We start from the raw sequence: 15,135 nt of genomic DNA, 5'->3' as shown, positions 1-15,135 counted from the left end.
GCTGAAATTCTGTCTGGAAGGCTGGCGCCGGCTGCCGCCACCTTCTCTCCGTAAACGGGGAGAAGGGAAAGAAAACTACACCAGCGGCTTCAGCGCCACCCACAGCGCGCCGCCGATGAGGCCGAGGAAGATCAGCCAGCCGACCTGGTTGTTCGACCTGAACAGCCGCAGGCATTGATCCGGATTGTCGATATCCAGCACCAGGATCTGCCGCGCCATGTGGGCGCCGGCGGCGATAAGTCCGGCCAGAGCCACGACAGGGGCCTGCGCTGACGCGAAGGCGATGGCGAAGCAGACAAGCGCGCCGCCGTAAAGCCCGGCCAGCCACGACTTGGTGTTGTCGCCGAACAGGCGCGCGGTCGAGCGTACGCCGACGATGGCGTCGTCTTCCTTGTCCTGGTGCGCATAGATCGTGTCGTAGCCGATCACCCACAGGATCGAGCCGAGATAGAGCATGACGGCCGGCCCGTCCAGGTCGCCGAACTCAACCGCCCATCCCATCAGCGCGCCCCAGGAAAAGGCAAGGCCAAGAACCAGTTGAGGCCAGTTGGTGATCCGTTTCATGAATGGATAGATGGCGACGATGGCCAGCGAACAGGCGCCGAGCAGGACGGCGAAGCTGTTGAACTGCAAGAGCACGGCAAGTCCGACCAGTGCCTGCAGGATGACAAACAGCCATGCCCCCCGCCGCGTGACCTTGCCCGACGGAAGCGGCCGCGAGCGCGTGCGCTCGACCTGATTGTCGATGTCCTCGTCGGCCAGATCATTATAGGTGCAACCGGCGCCGCGCATGGCGATGGCGCCGGCCAGGAACAGCACGAGATACAAGGGCGCCGGCAGCAGCGAAGGCAGCGGATCGCCCGGGCGCGGATAGGCGCTGGCCGCGAGAGCCGCGGACCACCAGCACGGCCACAGAAGCAACTGCCAGCCGATCGGCCTGTCCCATCGGGCAAGCTGCGCATAGGGCCATATCGGCCGCGGCAGCACGCGGTACACCCAATGGCCGTTCGGCGCGTCGGCGACGCGGCCCTGGGCTGCTTTCGACTGAACCGTTTCCATGAACGATGGAGTGGCAGCAGCCGCGCAAACCGTCAAGCGGCGAGCAGGGCAGTGGCATTCGTCAGCGCTTCAGGAGGCGAAGATGTCGCGGGCGGAGAACCAGCTCTTTGCCACGTCGACGAAGGCCAGCACGGCATTGGGCAGGCGCTGGTGCGTGTCATGGGTGAGGATGATGCGCTGCATGGGCAGCGGATCGGAAAGCGGCTTGCAGACGAGAGGCAAGCCGTCATAGCTGCGGTCGCCATGCGGCCTCGTGTAACTGACGGCGACGCCGAAGCCGTTGGCCACCATGCTGCGCTGGAGTTCGAACGAGCTTGTCTGCCTGTCGGCGACCGGCGACAGGCCACGGCTGCGGAACAGGTCCAGCATGTGCTGCCAGCTATGCGGCTGGTCCGTCGTGATCAGCGGATAGGCGGCCAGATCGGCCAGGCTGACATCGGGACGATCCGCCAGCGCGTGTCCAGCCGGCAAAAGCGCGTGCGGCCTGAGCTCATGCAGCAGGATGCGGGCGAAATGCGAAGGCAGCCCAAGATCATAGGTGAGCCCGAGGTCGACGGCGGCATCGCCGAGGCGCCGCCCGAGCGTCTCGAAGGTCTCGTCGCGCACGATCACTGCAACCTCAGGATGGCGTTCCGAGAAGGCGCGGATCAGGGCCGGCGCGAAATAAGGCGCCAGATCTTCGAAGCATCCGAGCACCAGTTCGCCCCCGAGCGCCGACTTGCGCGAGCCGAGACCGATGAGCTCGTCCGTCTCGGCAAGGACCTGTTTCGCCTTGGCCACCACGGCGCGGCCGAAGGATGTCAGCGAAACGCCGCTTCCGCGCTGGCGCACGAAGAGTTTCTGGCCGAAATCCTGTTCGACCGCGTCGATCGCCACCGAAATGGACGGCTGTGAAACGTTCAACGCCCTAGCCGCGCGGGTAACGCTGCCATGGCGAGCGACGGCAACCAGATAGCGCAATTGCGTGAGGGTAGGGCCCATAGAGTATAACTATATGACGGATCAGAAGTTATTATTTTACTAAATGAAAGAGAGTTGCGATAGTGGCATCGATCCCTGAAAGGAGAATGCCATGGCTTCCCAGACCGCACCTCGCGCGATCGACACAGGCTTGATCGATGCGCGGACAATAGCGGATTACCAGTGCGACGGCGCTGTCTGCATCCGCGGCGCTTTCAAGGACTGGGTCGAAACGATCGCCGCCGGCATCGAGCGCAACATGCAAAACCGCAGCGCCACCGCCTCGGACATCGCCAACGGCCGCGGCAGCTTCTTCGACGATTACTGCAACTGGGAACGCATTCCCGAATTCGTCAAGCTGGTCCGCGAATCGCCGGCGGCCGAACTGGCGGCCGCGGTGATGCGGTCGCGCACGGCGCAGTTCTTCCACGATCATGTCCTTGTCAAGGAACCGGGCACCCAGAAGCCGACGCCCTGGCATCAGGATATCCCTTACTACTTCGTCGACGGCCGGCAGACGGTGAGCTTCTGGATCCCTATCGACCCTGTAAAGGAGGCAACGCTGCGGCTGATTGCCGGCTCGCACAAATGGGACAAGATGATCCTGCCGGTGCGTTGGCTCGACGACAGCAATTTCTATGCCGACGAGGGCGACTACCTGCCGGTGCCGGATCCAGACACGGACCCCTCGCTGGAGGTGCTTGAATGGGAAATGGAGCCGGGCGATGCTATCCTGTTCGATTTCAGGACAGCGCATGGCGCACGCGGCAACCTCACTGCGGCGCGGCGGCGTGCGCTATCGCTGCGCTGGGTTGGTGACGACGCCCGTTATGTCGAACGGCCGGGGCGCACCTCGCCGCCCTATCATGGCCATGGCATGCAGCCGGGGCAGAAGCTGCGCGAGGACTGGTTCCCGATCGTCTTCCAGAGCTGAGGCGCTTGCCCGAAATCGGCGGCGGAGGACGCCGCCGATTCTTGGGCAGGGGTAACGTTCCCGTGCGCAATTTCGACCAAATCGCCCGGATGCCTTGACCCGTCGTCCAGAGAGCAATAGCGGGTTCTTTGGAAGATTACAGGCATCAAGAGGTGGCCATGAACGTTCTTCTTCTCGGCTCCGGCGGCCGCGAACATGCGCTCGCCTGGAAGATCGCCGCGTCGCCGTTGCTGACCAAGCTCTATGCTGCGCCCGGCAATCCTGGCATGGGCCGCGAGGCGGAGCTGGTCAAGCTCGACATCGCCGATCATTCCGCTGTCGCCGCCTTCTGCAAGGACAAGCAGATCGGCCTCGTCGTGGTCGGGCCGGAAGGGCCGCTGGTGGCCGGCATATCAGACGATCTGCGTGGCTGGGGCATCCGCGTCTTTGGCCCGTCGCGTGCGGCGGCGCGGCTCGAAGGATCGAAGGGCTTCACCAAGGATCTCTGCGCCAGATATGACATCCCCACCGCCACCTATGGCCGTTTCTCAGACCTGGCATCGGCCAAGGCCTATGTCGAGAAGATGGGCACGCCGATTGTCATCAAGGCCGATGGCCTTGCCGCGGGCAAGGGCGTCACGGTCGCAATGACGATGGATGAGGCGCTGGCCGCGCTCGACGCCTGTTTCGACGGCTCTTTCGGCACGGCCGGCGCGGAAGTCGTGGTCGAGGAGTTTCTGACCGGCGAGGAGGCCAGCTTCTTCTGCCTGTGCGACGGCACTACAGCACTGCCCTTCGGCACCGCGCAGGATCACAAGCGCGTCGGCGACGGTGATGTCGGCCCCAACACCGGCGGCATGGGCGCCTATTCGCCGGCCCCGGTGATGACGCCGCAGATGGTAGAGCGCACCATGCGCGAGATCATCGAACCGACCATGCGCGGCATGGCTTTAACGGGTGCCTCCTTCGCCGGCATTCTCTTCGCCGGGCTGATGATAACGGACGAAGGGCCGAAGCTGATCGAATACAACACCCGCTTCGGCGACCCCGAATGCCAGGTGCTGATGATGCGGCTGAAGGACGACCTGCTGGTGCTGCTCAATGCCGCCGTCGATGGCCAGCTCGCGCACATATCGGCGCGCTGGAGCGACGAGGCGGCACTGACCGTCGTCATGGCCGCGAGGGGCTATCCCGGCACGCCCGAAAAAGGCTCGGTCATTCGCGGGCTCGATGAGGCTGCCAGCGAAGGCGCCCAGATTTTCCATGCCGGCACCGCCATCAATGGCGGTGCGCTGGTCGCCAATGGCGGTCGCGTCTTGAACGTCACCGCGGTCGGCGCGACTGTCGGCGAGGCGCAGGAGAAGGCCTATGCCGCGCTCGACCGTATCGACTGGCCGCAGGGCTTCTGCCGCCGCGACATTGGCTGGCAGGCCGTGGCGCGCGAAGCGGCAGGAGCAAGCTGACCGCAAGGATCCTGTCGCGCGCTTTCAGCGTTTGCCGCGGTCGGGTTCGGTAGAAGCGGTGCTCACCGGGTCCGCCGCCGCAGCGAAGGCGGCGTCGAGTTGCGCTGGGGTACGCTGCCCGGTGCGCTTCCAGGAGACATATTGGACGATGCCGAAGATCGGCCGCCGCGGCACCGTCTTCACGACAGGCATGCGGAACCCGTCGCGGAATTTCGACCAGCGCGAACCAAGCACCGCGACCATTTCCCCGAAACTCGGTGGCGTCGCCACATCGGCGTAGATGAGAGTGGTCTTGCCGGCCAAAGCGGCTTCGCGCGAGAGCGGCACCGGTACGCTGGCGAGATAATCCGCCGGCACGTCGATCAGCCCGCCGAACGGCCATTGCTGGCGCAGCGTGGCGGCATCTGTCGGCGCGACGTTGACGTCGATGTCGTCGGGCGTGCCGGCTACCCTGTAGGGGCACCGGAAGCGGCCGCAATTGGCCTGCGCCGAAAACTGCCAGAGCGCATAGCCTTGCCAGTTGCCGATGGGAAAATGCACGTCGATGTCAGGCTTGTAGCGCGCGTACCAGAGCGGCAGCCGCGACAGCAGCCGGTATTTGTAGCTGTTGTCGGCGATATACTGGGCGGTCTTGCCATTGGTGTAGAGTACCGGGAAGCGGCCGATGCGCCGATGCACCTGGCGCACGAACGCCTCGGCGTCGTCGAGCGACATCCATTGCGCGGGATCAATGCCTTCGATGTCGAGGGCCATGAGGTCGTCCGGCGCGGGATCGGCGAAATCGAGGAAATTATTGGCCTGCTCGACCGGATTGCCGGGGCGGGCGAGGTGATAGGCCCCCCATTTCAGGCCGAGGGCCTTGGCGACCACCTTGCGCGTCTGGAACAGTTCGCGCGTCACCGCATGGCGTTTCCACAGTGCCTTGCAGAGTTTGACCTCGGTATCGTCTCCGGAGCAGGAATAGGGCGGCGACATGCCGTCGGAGGCTTTGTTGATGAAGCCGACGACGCGCTTGTCCGTGGCAAGCTGCGCCCAGTCGATGGAATTGTATTCGTAAGCATCGACGACAAGCGCCCGGTCGGCACTTTTCCACGGCTCGGAGAAATCCGAGACCCTTGCCGCCGTTGTCAGCGCCATCATCGCCGCGAGAGCGATCGCTGGGCGGCGAAGAAGATGCGCCGTTCTCTTCAAACAGGAATCCCCGTTGATCAAAGGCAAATCCTGGACCGCTATGGTTAAGGATTCGCTTTCAAGGCAATGCGGTCCGTCAGCCGAACAGCTTCAACGCCGTCGCTACTGATAGGAACAGCGACAACCGCCGGTCTTGAAATGGCCTGAAACCATATTTGCAATAGAAGGCGGCGGCCATGTCGTCCTTTGCGTCGACGATCAGTGCGAAGGAAGCAGGAGCAGCTTGGGCGCAGCGCCGAAGTGCATCCACGATCAGTATCGATCCTACTCTTTTTCCCTGATATCGGGTATCAACTGCCAACCTTCCGATCAATATGGCGGGCAGGACCGGGTAACTCGGTAGGCGTCTTGTCAGGTCTTCCGGCAGAGAAGTGATGGGCACATTTGACGCTGCAAGAGTGTAGTATCCGGCAATGAGATCGACATCACGGTCCGCGGCGACAAAGCAGTTGCTAACTCGGCGTTTGACGTCCTGGCTTGCCAACTCGTGTAGATATTGGCCGAGTGCCAGCACGCCACAGCTGAATGTCTTACGATCATACGATCCGCCCAGCGGCTCGATGATCAAGCCTAGACTCACCGGGATTCGACGACAACTCGCTTGTAGGCGTCGGCGGCTTTGCGCAGCGCTTCATTAGGTTCGGGCGGATTGAGAATGGCCTCTACCAGAGCGAGCTGATCCTCGATGGACAGGCGGATGATAGCGATCTCCTCAATGGTGCGTTGTGCAGCTTCCTGCGCTGCGGAGACCACGAAGTCGCTGACGCTGCGGCCCTGGATTTCGGCGGCACGTTTCATCACACTCAGCATATCCGGGGATATCCGAGCTTCGAGACGGGAGGTACGGGTCAGTTGGTTTGTCATTTCGATCACCTCTAGCACGGTATGTACGGGAATACATATCAAGTGCGACGGTCAGCGCGGCCGAATGGCTGAACTTCAAACGGATCCGGCGCGGGCTGTTGCGGCAGCGTGCCTTCGGCCGCGCGTTTGCGATGATGGGCGATCGAGCATTTCGGCGAGCACAATATACCGCGATCCGACCAATAGGCGGCGCCGTTTTCCAATTCACCGTGATAATATGAGAACCCCGCCGCCCGGTAGGGCAGGCCGCACTCGATACAACGGTAGGCGTCAGGTCTGGCAAGCATGAGTTGGTTTCCAGTCGGCTGGTTCTGGTCTGTTGCCGGTCGATTTTGACCCGGCGTCCATCGCATTTAATACGAGCCGGCGCGATTGCAAAATCAGCGTGACAAAATTTGACGTTTACGTAAAAAGAAGATGGGCGATCGCCCAAAGGCGAATACGGTGTGTGGCAAGCAGGTCCCACTCAGGTCCTAGGATCAGCCTGGCCGATGCATCAGGAGGAGCGAGCGGCATGTATCTGGCACCGGTCGAGGACATCGCGTTCACCCTCAAGCATGTGGCCGGCCTGAAGCCTGCCCTCGATGACGGCACGTTCGGCGATCTCGGCGAGGATCTCGTCGACGCCGTTCTTAGCGAGGCCGGCCGCTTCGCCACCGAAGAGGTCGCGCCGCTCTACAAGATCGGCGACGAGCACGGCGCGGTGCTGAAGGACGCGGCAGTGACCATGCCGCCGGGCTGGAAGGAACTTTATCGCCGCTGGATCGACGGCGGCTGGAACGCGCTCTCCGGCCCGGAAGGATATGGCGGGCAGGCGCTTCCGACCATGCTCGGCGTCGCCGCGCTCGAAATGTGGAATTCCGCCGCCATGGCCTTCGGCATTGGCCCGACGCTGACCATGGGTGCGGTCGAGGCGCTCGACAAGCACGCTTCGGAAGAGCTCAAGGCCAAGTATCTCGCAAAGCTCGTCTCCGGCGAGTGGATGGGCACGATGAACCTGACTGAGCCGCAGGCCGGCTCGGACCTCGCTGCCTTGCGCACGCGCGCCGAACCGGCCCGCGACGGCACCTACCGCATCTTCGGCCAGAAGATATTCATTACCTATGGCGAGCATGATCTCACCGACAATATCGTCCATCTGGTACTGGCGCGGCTGCCTGACGCGCCTGCGGGCACGCGCGGCATCTCGCTCTTCCTGGTGCCGAAATTCCTGGTCGGCGCGGACGGCTCGCCTGGCGCACGCAACGACGTCTTCTGTTCGGGCCTCGAGCACAAGCTCGGCATCCATGCCTCGCCGACCTGCACCATGATCTATGGCGACGGTTTTCAGGGCGCCAAGCCCGGCGCCATCGGATGGCTGATCGGCGAGGAGAACAAGGGGCTGGCCTGCATGTTCACCATGATGAACAATGCCCGCCTCGCCGTCGGGATGCAGGGCGTGGCGGTCGCGGAAGCCGCGACCCAGAAGGCGATCGCCTATGCCAATGAGCGCCGCCAGGGCAAGGCGGCGGATTACGCCGGCGCCGGCATGGCGCCGATCGTCCATCACCCCGACGTGCAGCGCAATCTCCTGACCATGAAGGCGCTGACGCAGATCGCGCGGGCGATCAGCTATTCCTGTGCCCATGCCATCGACCTGGCGCGCGTATCGTCTGGTGACCAGGCGGCGCATTGGCGCGACCGGGCCAACCTGTTGACGCCGCTTGCCAAGGCTTTTTCGACCGATATCGGCGTCGAGGTCGCCTCGCTTGGCGTCCAGGTCCATGGCGGCATGGGTTTCATCGAGGAGACGGGGGCTGCGGCACTCTATCGCGACGCCCGCATCGCGCCGATCTACGAGGGCACCAACGGCATCCAGGCGATCGATCTGGTGACCCGAAAACTGCCGCTCGGCGGCGGCGAGCATGTGCACGGCTTCATCGCCGAGCTTGCCGCTGTCGCCAGCGCCGTGCGGACATCGAATCTCGAAGGGTTTGGCCATACGGCCGATGCTCTCGACCGCGGGCTCGACGATCTGACGCAAGCGACACGTTTCCTGCAAAAACTGTCGGCCGATGGCCGGACTGGCGAGGCGCTTGCCGGCGCGACACCCTATCTCCGGCTGGTCTCGCTTGCAGCCGGCGGCGCCTACTTGGCGCGGGGCGCCGTTGCCGATCACGGCCGCGTCGCCCTTTGCCGCTTTTTCGCCGAAAACCTGCTCGGCGAGACAAGTGCCTTGAAGGAGCGCGTTGTCGACGGCGCCGCAAGCCTCGCCGCTGCCGGCAAGACATTGATCTCCGCCTGACGTTCACAAGGAAAGAACCGTGACAGACCATATCCTCGTCGAGCGCCAGGGCGCCATCCAGATCATCCGCATAAACCGCCCGGACAAGAAGAACGCGCTGACGCGCGCCATGTACGCCAAGATGTCGCAAACCTTGGCCGAAGGGGATGCGGATCCGGCAATTCGCGTCCATGTCTTTCTCGGCGTGCCCGGTGCCTTCTCCTCCGGCAACGACCTCGCCGATTTCATGGTCGTCGCCACTGGCGGCGAAGGCGGCACGGAAGTCTGGGATTTCCTGATGGCGCTGGCCAGGGTCGCAAAACCCATCGTCTCCGGTGTCGACGGCATCGCGGTCGGCATCGGCACCACGCTCAATTTGCACTGCGACCTGACCTTCGCCACGCCGCGCACCGTGTTCAGGACACCCTTCGTCGACCTCGGCCTTGTGCCCGAAGCGGGATCGAGCCTGCTGGCGCCGCGCATCCTGGGCCAGCAGGGCGCGTTCGCGCTGCTCGGCCTTGGCGAAGGCTTCTCGGCCGAACGCGCCAAGGCCGCTGGTCTGATCTACGAAGTTGTCGAGGAAGGAGCGCTGGAGGCGTCGGTTCTGGCGGCCGCCGGCCAGATCGCCACCAAGCCGCCGCAGGCGCTCAGGATCGCGCGCGACCTGATGCGCGGCTCTCGCGAGGACCTCGTCGCCCGCATCAACGTGGAAAGCGAGCATTTTCGCGAGCGGCTGAAATCGGACGAAGCCCGCGCTGCACTGACGGCATTCATGACCAGAAAAAAATAGTTCGGCCCCCGCCTCCCTTAGATGGGGAGGTCGGCCCGCAGGGTCGGGTGGGGTGGAGCGCCGACCTATCCCGCGTGCCTCGGTCGCCACTGGCCAGCCCGGGCTAGGCGCAGTGAGGATGTCGGCGCTAGTTTACAAAGTCAGGGATAAAGCCGCGTCTTCTCCCAACCGCCCCCGGCATTGCGCGAAAACACCACGCGGTCATGCAGCCGAAACGGTCTGTCGTGCCAGAACTCGATCGTCTTCGGCACGATGCGGAAACCCGACCAGTGTTTTGGGCGCGGAATCTCGCCGATGGCGTAGCGGGCCGTGTATTCGGCCACCGCCTTTTCCAGCGCGAACCGGCTTTCCAGCGGCCGCGACTGTTTCGAGGCCCAGGCGCCGATGCGGCTGCCGCGCGGCCGTGTCGCGTAATAGGCGTCGGCTTCGGCATCGCTGACGATCTCCACCGGCCCGCGCACGCGCACCTGGCGGCGCAGCGATTTCCAGTGGAAGCACATCGCCGCCTTCATGCTGCCTAGGATCTCCCGGCCCTTGGCGCTTTCGAAATTCGTGTAGAACACAAAGCCGCTCTCATCGAACCCCTTGAGCAGCACCATCCGCACATCCGGCATGCCCTCGGCATCGACGGTTGCCAACGCCACGCCGTTGGGGTCGTTCATTTCGCTTTTGGTGGCGTCGTCCAGCCATGCGGCAAAAAGGCGAAACGGCTCGGCGGCCTCGGTAAAGTCACCGCTTGTTAACTCAGTCTCACTCATAGTTTTTCTCAAATTTTCATCAAACAGGGGAGGTTGCCGATTGTCGCGTATCGCGCAAGCTTTTGACAGCAGGCAAGGCAGCCTATTTGCTTCAGCCAGCGCCAAAGCCGCGATCGTGATGATTGCCTTGCCGCTTGCCGCATGTGGCGCGGGCGGCTTCAGCCTGCAAAAAGCCGAGGTCGATCGCTCGATCCTGACCGGCAGCATTTCGGCTCCAGCCGCGTCGGCCGATTCGGACCGCGATTCCGACCAGACGACGATCGGCAACGCGGTGTCCTCCGCCGACATCGAGCAGCTCGGCGGTCAAGCCGTGCCGTGGGCCAATGCCGGTACGGGTTCGCGCGGCTCCATCACCGAACTGGCGGAATTGAAGGACGGGGGTCAGACCTGCCGCCGCTTCAAGGCTTCGCGCGAAAGCTTTGACGGCGTTGCCATGTTCGCGGGCGAACTTTGCCTGGCCAGCGCCGGCGGCTGGCGCATGCAGGACTTCAGGGCGCTTTGATCTTCCACCTTTGAAATAACGTCCAGCACTGGAATTTCTTCCTATGCGAGCGCATATAAGAGGCGACTATGGACTCACTCTTTCTCCAGGGCAGGAAGCATGCGCGACCCCTATGAGGTGCTGGGCGTTGCAAAGAACGCATCGGCCAAGGACATAAAATCGGCGTACCGCAAACTCGCCAAGAAGCATCATCCGGACCAGAATCCGAATGATCCCAAGGCGAAGGACCGTTTTGCCGCGGCCAATCAGGCCTATGAGATCGTCGGCGACGAGAAGACCCGTGCCGCTTTCGATCGCGGCGAGATCGACGCCGACGGCAAGCCGCGTTTCCAGGGCTTCGAGGGCGCCCCCGGTGGCGGTGACCCCTTCGGCGGTTTTCGCCGCCAGCAGCAGGGAGCTGGCGGTTCGCGATTCGAGTTCCGCTCCGGACGCCCTGGCGGCGATCCGTTCGATGGCAACAGCGATATCTTCAGCCAGATTTTTGGCGACGTCTTCTCCGGCTCGCGCGGCCCCGGCCAAAGCGGGGCAGGAATGGGTGACCGCCGCCAGCCGGCAACCGCCGCCGACCTCAATGTCACGCTCGACGTTACCATCGAGGAAGCGGCGAACGCTGAAAAGGTCACGGCGATGTTCCCTGACGGCCGCAAGGTGGCGGTCAAGCTGCCGGCCTATGTCGAGGACGGGCAGACCATCCGGCTGAAGGGGCAGGGCGAGCAAGGGCCGGGCCAGCCCGGCGACGCGTTGGTCAAGATCCGCTTCCGCCGGCATCCGCGCTACCGCCTGGAGGGCCGCGACCTGCATGCCGATTTGCCGGTGGGGCTGGCCGATGCCGTGCTTGGCGCCAAGGTGGCCGTAGAAACGCCGACCGGCAAGCTCGCGGTCAACGTTCCCGCCTGGTCGAGCTCGGACAAGGTCCTGCGCCTGAAGGGCAGGGGCCTGCCGGAAAAGGCCGGCGGCCACGGTGATCTCTACGCCCATGTGCGCATCATGCTGCCAGAAGGCGGCGACAGCGCGCTCGAAGGGCTGTTGCGCAGCCAAAAAGGCTGATTGGCGGCTCTTGTCCCCGAACTGTCCCGTTTGAGCGCTTGAAGGGGCTCTGTGCCTGTGCGATAGGGCTCTCCACAAGTAAGAAATCTTGCGGAGAGCACGCATATGGCGGGTGGACAGGGCCTGATGGCCGGCAAACGCGGCCTGATCCTCGGCGTCGCCAACAACAGGTCGATCGCCTACGGCATCGCCAAGGCATGCGTCGACCACGGCGCCGAGATCGCGCTGACCTATCAGGGTGAAGCGTTCAAGAAGCGGGTCGAGCCACTGGCTGCGGAACTCGGCGCCTTTGTCGCCGGCCATTGCGATGTAACTGATCCGGCGAGCCTCGACGAGGTTTTCGCAAATGTCGCCAATCATTGGGGCAAGCTCGACTTCCTCGTCCATGCCATCGCTTTTTCCGACAAGGACGAACTGACCGGCCGCTATGTCGAGACGACGCGCGATAATTTCCTGCGCACGATGGACATTTCGGTCTATTCCTTCACCACCATCGCCAAGCGCGCCGAGGCGCTGATGACCGATGGCGGTTCGCTTTTGACGCTGACCTATTACGGCGCCGAAAAGGTGATGCCGCATTACAACGTCATGGGCGTCGCCAAGGCCGCACTCGAGGCCAGCGTGCGTTACCTCGCCGTCGATCTCGGCGCCAAGAAGATCCGCGTCAACGCGATCTCGGCGGGCCCGATCAAGACGCTGGCCGCTTCCGGAATCGGTGACTTCCGCTACATCCTGAAGTGGAACGAGTACAATTCGCCGCTGAAGCAGACGGTCACGCAGGAAGAGGTCGGCGATTCCGGCGTCTATTTCCTGTCCGACCTGTCGCGCGGCGTCACCGGCGAAGTGCATCATGTCGATTCCGGCTATCACGTCGTCGGCATGAAGGCGGTCGACGCACCTGACATTTCGACAGTCAAGGATTAACTCCTCCGCCTATCCTCCGCCCAGGCCCTGGCCCGACCTCCGGAAGACCTGATGTACCCGCTGGTTTATATCGTGCGCCACGGCCAGACCGCGTGGAATGCCGAATTCCGGCTTCAGGGGCAGGCCGATACCGACATCAATGCGCTCGGCCGCGAGCAGGCGAGCGCAAATGGGCATCGGCTGGCTGACCTGATCTCCAATCCCGCAGAGTTCGATTTCGTCGCCAGCCCGATGCGGCGCACGCGCGAGACCATGGAGCGCATTCGCGCCGCCATGAAACTCGACCCCGCTGCCTATGGGACCGATCCCCGCCTTGTTGAAGTGAATTTCGGCGACTGGCAGGGTTTCACCTTTGCCGAGCTGGAGACGCAATTTCCGGGTGCGAGCAGGACGCGTGCGCTGGACAAATGGAACTTTCAGCCGCCGGGCAAAGATGCCGAGAGCTACCAGATGCTGCTCGAACGGGTAAAGCCGTGGTTCGACGCGCTCGAGCGCCAGACAGTCTGCGTGACGCATGGCGGCGTCATGCGCACCTTGTTTCGCTTCGTGCTTGACATGGCCGAGGACGATGCGGCGAAGCTGGCGATACCGCAGGACCGCGTGCTCAAGCTGGAAGGCGACACCTTGGGATGGCTTTAGGCACCCGGCACGATCCAGGAAGGCTCATGCAGGCCGCCGGCGCAGGTGCATAAAACGGCTGTAACGGCTCAACAAACGCCGAACAGCCGATTTGCATTGGAAGCCTAGTCGGAGTCGCTGTCAGGCAACTGCATATCGGTGACCACGTTTTCGCCATTGGTCACGTCATAGGCGATGACGATGTCCATGCCGGGCTTCAGCGCGTCGAGATCGGTTTCCGCGTTCAGCTTGTAGGATTTGCCGTCGTCCAGCGTCAGGGTCAGCGCGTCCTTGTCGATCTTCTTGATCAGGCCTTCGGTCTGCCCGGCGAAAGCGGCGGTGCAAAGCAGGAATGTGGCGGCAACAGCGCCAATCAGGGTACGCATCATCGTCCTCTTTGGTATTGCGCCGGCATGGGTAGCGGCGGATCCTCAACGGCGAATGGAGCAGAGCAGAAACCAATCGAATGTGTCAAAACTAAATCCGAAGATCACGGTTTGACCCCTGTGGAAAACGCCAATAGAAGGCAGGCTTCAGTCGGCTCCGATGCCGGGCAAGGCACTTTGCGATGTCTCACAACACGTTCGGCCATCTTTTCCGCGTCACCACCTGGGGCGAAAGCCATGGGGCCGCATTGGGCTGCGTGGTCGACGGCTGCCCACCCGGCATCCGCTTCACGCGTGACGAAATCCAGGCCGAACTCGACAAGCGCCGGCCCGGCCAGTCGCGCTTCGTCACGCAGCGCCGTGAGCCTGACGAAGTGAAGGTGCTGTCGGGCTTCATCCTTGACGATGACGGCGAGACGATGATCACGACAGGTACGCCGATCTCCATGCTGATCGAGAATGTCGACCAGCGCTCGAAGGACTATGGAGAGATCGCCCGCCAGTACAGGCCGGGCCATGCGGACTACACCTATGACGTCAAATACGGCGTGCGCGACTATCGCGGCGGCGGCCGATCCTCGGCGCGCGAGACCGCGGCTCGGGTCGCCGCCGGAGCCCTCGCCCGCAAGGTCGTGCCGGGCATGGTGGTGCGCGGTGCACTGGTATCGATGGGTGAGAAGTCGATCGACCGCGCCAACTGGAACTGGAATTTCATTGGCGACGCGGACAATCCGTTCTTCACGCCGGATCCGGCGTCCGTTCCCGTTTTCACGAGCTATCTCGACGGCATCCGCAAGGCGGGTTCCTCCGTCGGCGCCGTGATCGAGATCGTCGCCGACGGCGTTCCGGCCGGCCTCGGCGCGCCGATCTACGCAAAGCTCGACCAGGATATCGCATCAGGCCTGATGTCGATCAACGCCGTCAAGGGCGTCGAGATCGGCAACGGCTTCGAGGCCGCCCGCATCACCGGCGAACAGAATGCCGACGAGATGCGCATCGGCAATGACGGCCAGCCGGTGTTCCTGTCCAACAATGCCGGCGGCATCCTTGGCGGCATCTCGACCGGCCAGGCGATCATCGCCCGCTTCGCCGTCAAGCCGACGTCTTCAATCCTGACGCCCCGGAAGTCGATCGACAAGGACGGCAACGACGTCGAAGTGATGACCAAGGGTCGCCATGATCCGTGTGTGGGCATTCGCGCCGTACCGATCGGCGAGGCGATGGTTGCCTGCGCAATCGCCGACCATTATCTGCGGCACCGAGGACAGACAGGCAAGGAAGGCAGTAGGGCAGTAGGGCAGTAGGGCAGTATGTTAAGCTGCCCGCGAGACGAGCAATTTTTCCTTTCCCCTACCGCCTTACCGCCCTATTCCCCTACTCCCTTGCGAGCGAAGCGA

At 63.3% G+C, this 15,135-nt stretch carries 17 protein-coding genes; 9 read left to right on the top strand and 8 right to left on the bottom strand.

Going from position 1 to position 15,135, the window contains the following annotated elements; all coding sequences use genetic code 11:
• Positions 1–75 precede the first annotated feature (75 nt).
• Positions 76–1,059, bottom strand: a complete 984-nt coding sequence (gene ubiA, locus FJ867_RS19660) for a 4-hydroxybenzoate octaprenyltransferase (RefSeq protein WP_140818303.1) — start codon at positions 1,057–1,059, stop codon at positions 76–78.
• A gap of 69 nt (positions 1,060–1,128) precedes the next feature.
• Positions 1,129–2,040: a LysR family transcriptional regulator gene (locus tag FJ867_RS19655; protein ID WP_140818301.1), complete on the bottom strand. Its 912-nt coding sequence runs from the start codon at positions 2,038–2,040 to the stop codon at positions 1,129–1,131.
• 91 nt (positions 2,041–2,131) lie between these two features.
• Here FJ867_RS19655 and FJ867_RS19650 point away from each other — a divergent pair, with 91 nt between their 5' ends.
• On the top strand, positions 2,132–2,953 hold the full coding sequence (locus FJ867_RS19650; protein ID WP_140818299.1) for a phytanoyl-CoA dioxygenase family protein: 822 nt from the start codon (positions 2,132–2,134) through the stop codon (positions 2,951–2,953).
• 158 nt (positions 2,954–3,111) lie between these two features.
• Positions 3,112–4,395 carry a phosphoribosylamine--glycine ligase gene (gene purD, locus FJ867_RS19645; RefSeq protein WP_140818297.1) on the top strand — a complete coding sequence of 428 codons (1,284 nt, stop codon included), beginning with the start codon at positions 3,112–3,114 and terminating at the stop codon, positions 4,393–4,395.
• 24 nt (positions 4,396–4,419) lie between these two features.
• Here the strand turns inward: purD and FJ867_RS19640 are convergent, their stop codons facing one another.
• The 4 genes from FJ867_RS19640 to FJ867_RS29085 form a co-directional block, all read right to left on the bottom strand.
• Positions 4,420–5,535: a glycoside hydrolase family 25 protein gene (locus FJ867_RS19640; protein ID WP_140580949.1), complete on the bottom strand. Its 1,116-nt coding sequence runs from the start codon at positions 5,533–5,535 to the stop codon at positions 4,420–4,422.
• Positions 5,536–5,662: 127 nt separating this feature from the next.
• Positions 5,663–6,154: a GNAT family N-acetyltransferase gene (locus FJ867_RS19635; RefSeq protein WP_246675085.1), complete on the bottom strand. Its 492-nt coding sequence runs from the start codon at positions 6,152–6,154 to the stop codon at positions 5,663–5,665.
• Positions 6,155–6,162: 8 nt separating this feature from the next.
• Positions 6,163–6,450: a DUF1778 domain-containing protein gene (locus FJ867_RS19630; protein WP_140514791.1), complete on the bottom strand. Its 288-nt coding sequence runs from the start codon at positions 6,448–6,450 to the stop codon at positions 6,163–6,165.
• 38 nt (positions 6,451–6,488) lie between these two features.
• Positions 6,489–6,737, bottom strand: coding sequence for a hypothetical protein (locus tag FJ867_RS29085; protein ID WP_140514793.1), 249 nt, complete (start codon positions 6,735–6,737; stop codon positions 6,489–6,491).
• 227 nt (positions 6,738–6,964) lie between these two features.
• On the opposite strand from FJ867_RS29085, the gene FJ867_RS19620 reads away from it, so the two are divergent.
• Together FJ867_RS19620 and FJ867_RS19615 are read left to right on the top strand one after the other, a co-directional pair.
• Positions 6,965–8,734, top strand: a complete 1,770-nt coding sequence (locus FJ867_RS19620; RefSeq protein WP_140559372.1) for an acyl-CoA dehydrogenase — start codon at positions 6,965–6,967, stop codon at positions 8,732–8,734.
• A gap of 19 nt (positions 8,735–8,753) precedes the next feature.
• On the top strand, positions 8,754–9,503 hold the full coding sequence (locus FJ867_RS19615) for a crotonase/enoyl-CoA hydratase family protein (RefSeq protein WP_140818293.1): 750 nt from the start codon (positions 8,754–8,756) through the stop codon (positions 9,501–9,503).
• A gap of 140 nt (positions 9,504–9,643) precedes the next feature.
• Here the strand turns inward: FJ867_RS19615 and pdxH are convergent, their stop codons facing one another.
• Positions 9,644–10,261, bottom strand: a complete 618-nt coding sequence (gene pdxH, locus FJ867_RS19610) for a pyridoxamine 5'-phosphate oxidase (RefSeq protein WP_140498039.1) — start codon at positions 10,259–10,261, stop codon at positions 9,644–9,646.
• 40 nt (positions 10,262–10,301) lie between these two features.
• On the opposite strand from pdxH, the gene FJ867_RS19605 reads away from it, so the two are divergent.
• The 4 genes from FJ867_RS19605 to FJ867_RS19590 all read left to right on the top strand — a co-directional run bounded on the left by FJ867_RS19605 (position 10,302) and on the right by FJ867_RS19590 (position 13,373).
• Positions 10,302–10,763 (top strand): RT0821/Lpp0805 family surface protein, encoded by a 462-nt coding sequence (locus FJ867_RS19605; RefSeq protein WP_140498041.1) that lies wholly within the window; start codon positions 10,302–10,304, stop codon positions 10,761–10,763.
• Positions 10,764–10,862: 99 nt separating this feature from the next.
• Complete coding sequence (locus FJ867_RS19600) at positions 10,863–11,810, top strand: DnaJ C-terminal domain-containing protein (protein ID WP_140564266.1); 948 nt, start codon at positions 10,863–10,865, stop codon at positions 11,808–11,810.
• 105 nt (positions 11,811–11,915) lie between these two features.
• Positions 11,916–12,734 (top strand): enoyl-ACP reductase FabI, encoded by an 819-nt coding sequence (gene fabI, locus FJ867_RS19595; RefSeq protein ID WP_140498045.1) that lies wholly within the window; start codon positions 11,916–11,918, stop codon positions 12,732–12,734.
• A gap of 51 nt (positions 12,735–12,785) precedes the next feature.
• Positions 12,786–13,373, top strand: a complete 588-nt coding sequence (locus FJ867_RS19590; protein WP_140520815.1) for a histidine phosphatase family protein — start codon at positions 12,786–12,788, stop codon at positions 13,371–13,373.
• Between the two features lie 104 nt (positions 13,374–13,477).
• Here the strand turns inward: FJ867_RS19590 and FJ867_RS19585 are convergent, their stop codons facing one another.
• Complete coding sequence (locus FJ867_RS19585; RefSeq protein ID WP_140498049.1) at positions 13,478–13,738, bottom strand: DUF1344 domain-containing protein; 261 nt, start codon at positions 13,736–13,738, stop codon at positions 13,478–13,480.
• A 182-nt stretch (positions 13,739–13,920) separates the two neighbouring features.
• Between FJ867_RS19585 and aroC the strand changes: the two genes are divergently transcribed.
• Complete coding sequence (gene aroC / locus FJ867_RS19580; protein ID WP_140520814.1) at positions 13,921–15,042, top strand: chorismate synthase; 1,122 nt, start codon at positions 13,921–13,923, stop codon at positions 15,040–15,042.
• The last annotated feature ends 93 nt before the right edge of the window (positions 15,043–15,135 follow it).

The sequence above is a fragment of the Mesorhizobium sp. B2-5-3 genome (assembly GCF_006441005.1).
GTDB lineage: Bacteria > Pseudomonadota > Alphaproteobacteria > Rhizobiales > Rhizobiaceae > Mesorhizobium.
This window is presented reverse-complemented; position numbering and strand designations above follow the sequence as displayed.

Excerpts from the sequence above, each read along its gene's own strand:
- FJ867_RS19600 (WP_140564266.1), top strand. The coding sequence starts at position 10,863 with ATGCGCGACCCCTATGAGGTGCTGGGCGTTGCAAAGAACGCATCGGCC.
- FJ867_RS19620 (WP_140559372.1), top strand. The coding sequence starts at position 6,965 with ATGTATCTGGCACCGGTCGAGGACATCGCGTTCACCCTCAAGCATGTG.
- pdxH (WP_140498039.1), bottom strand. The coding sequence starts at position 10,261 with ATGAGTGAGACTGAGTTAACAAGCGGTGACTTTACCGAGGCCGCCGAG.
- FJ867_RS19650 (WP_140818299.1), top strand. The coding sequence starts at position 2,132 with ATGGCTTCCCAGACCGCACCTCGCGCGATCGACACAGGCTTGATCGAT.
- FJ867_RS19590 (WP_140520815.1), top strand. The coding sequence starts at position 12,786 with ATGTACCCGCTGGTTTATATCGTGCGCCACGGCCAGACCGCGTGGAAT.
- FJ867_RS19655 (WP_140818301.1), bottom strand. The coding sequence starts at position 2,040 with ATGGGCCCTACCCTCACGCAATTGCGCTATCTGGTTGCCGTCGCTCGC.
- aroC (WP_140520814.1), top strand. The coding sequence starts at position 13,921 with ATGTCTCACAACACGTTCGGCCATCTTTTCCGCGTCACCACCTGGGGC.
- FJ867_RS19640 (WP_140580949.1), bottom strand. The coding sequence starts at position 5,535 with ATGATGGCGCTGACAACGGCGGCAAGGGTCTCGGATTTCTCCGAGCCG.
- FJ867_RS19585 (WP_140498049.1), bottom strand. The coding sequence starts at position 13,738 with ATGCGTACCCTGATTGGCGCTGTTGCCGCCACATTCCTGCTTTGCACC.
- purD (WP_140818297.1), top strand. The coding sequence starts at position 3,112 with ATGAACGTTCTTCTTCTCGGCTCCGGCGGCCGCGAACATGCGCTCGCC.
- FJ867_RS19630 (WP_140514791.1), bottom strand. The coding sequence starts at position 6,450 with ATGACAAACCAACTGACCCGTACCTCCCGTCTCGAAGCTCGGATATCC.
- fabI (WP_140498045.1), top strand. The coding sequence starts at position 11,916 with ATGGCGGGTGGACAGGGCCTGATGGCCGGCAAACGCGGCCTGATCCTC.
- ubiA (WP_140818303.1), bottom strand. The coding sequence starts at position 1,059 with ATGGAAACGGTTCAGTCGAAAGCAGCCCAGGGCCGCGTCGCCGACGCG.
- FJ867_RS29085 (WP_140514793.1), bottom strand. The coding sequence starts at position 6,737 with ATGCTTGCCAGACCTGACGCCTACCGTTGTATCGAGTGCGGCCTGCCC.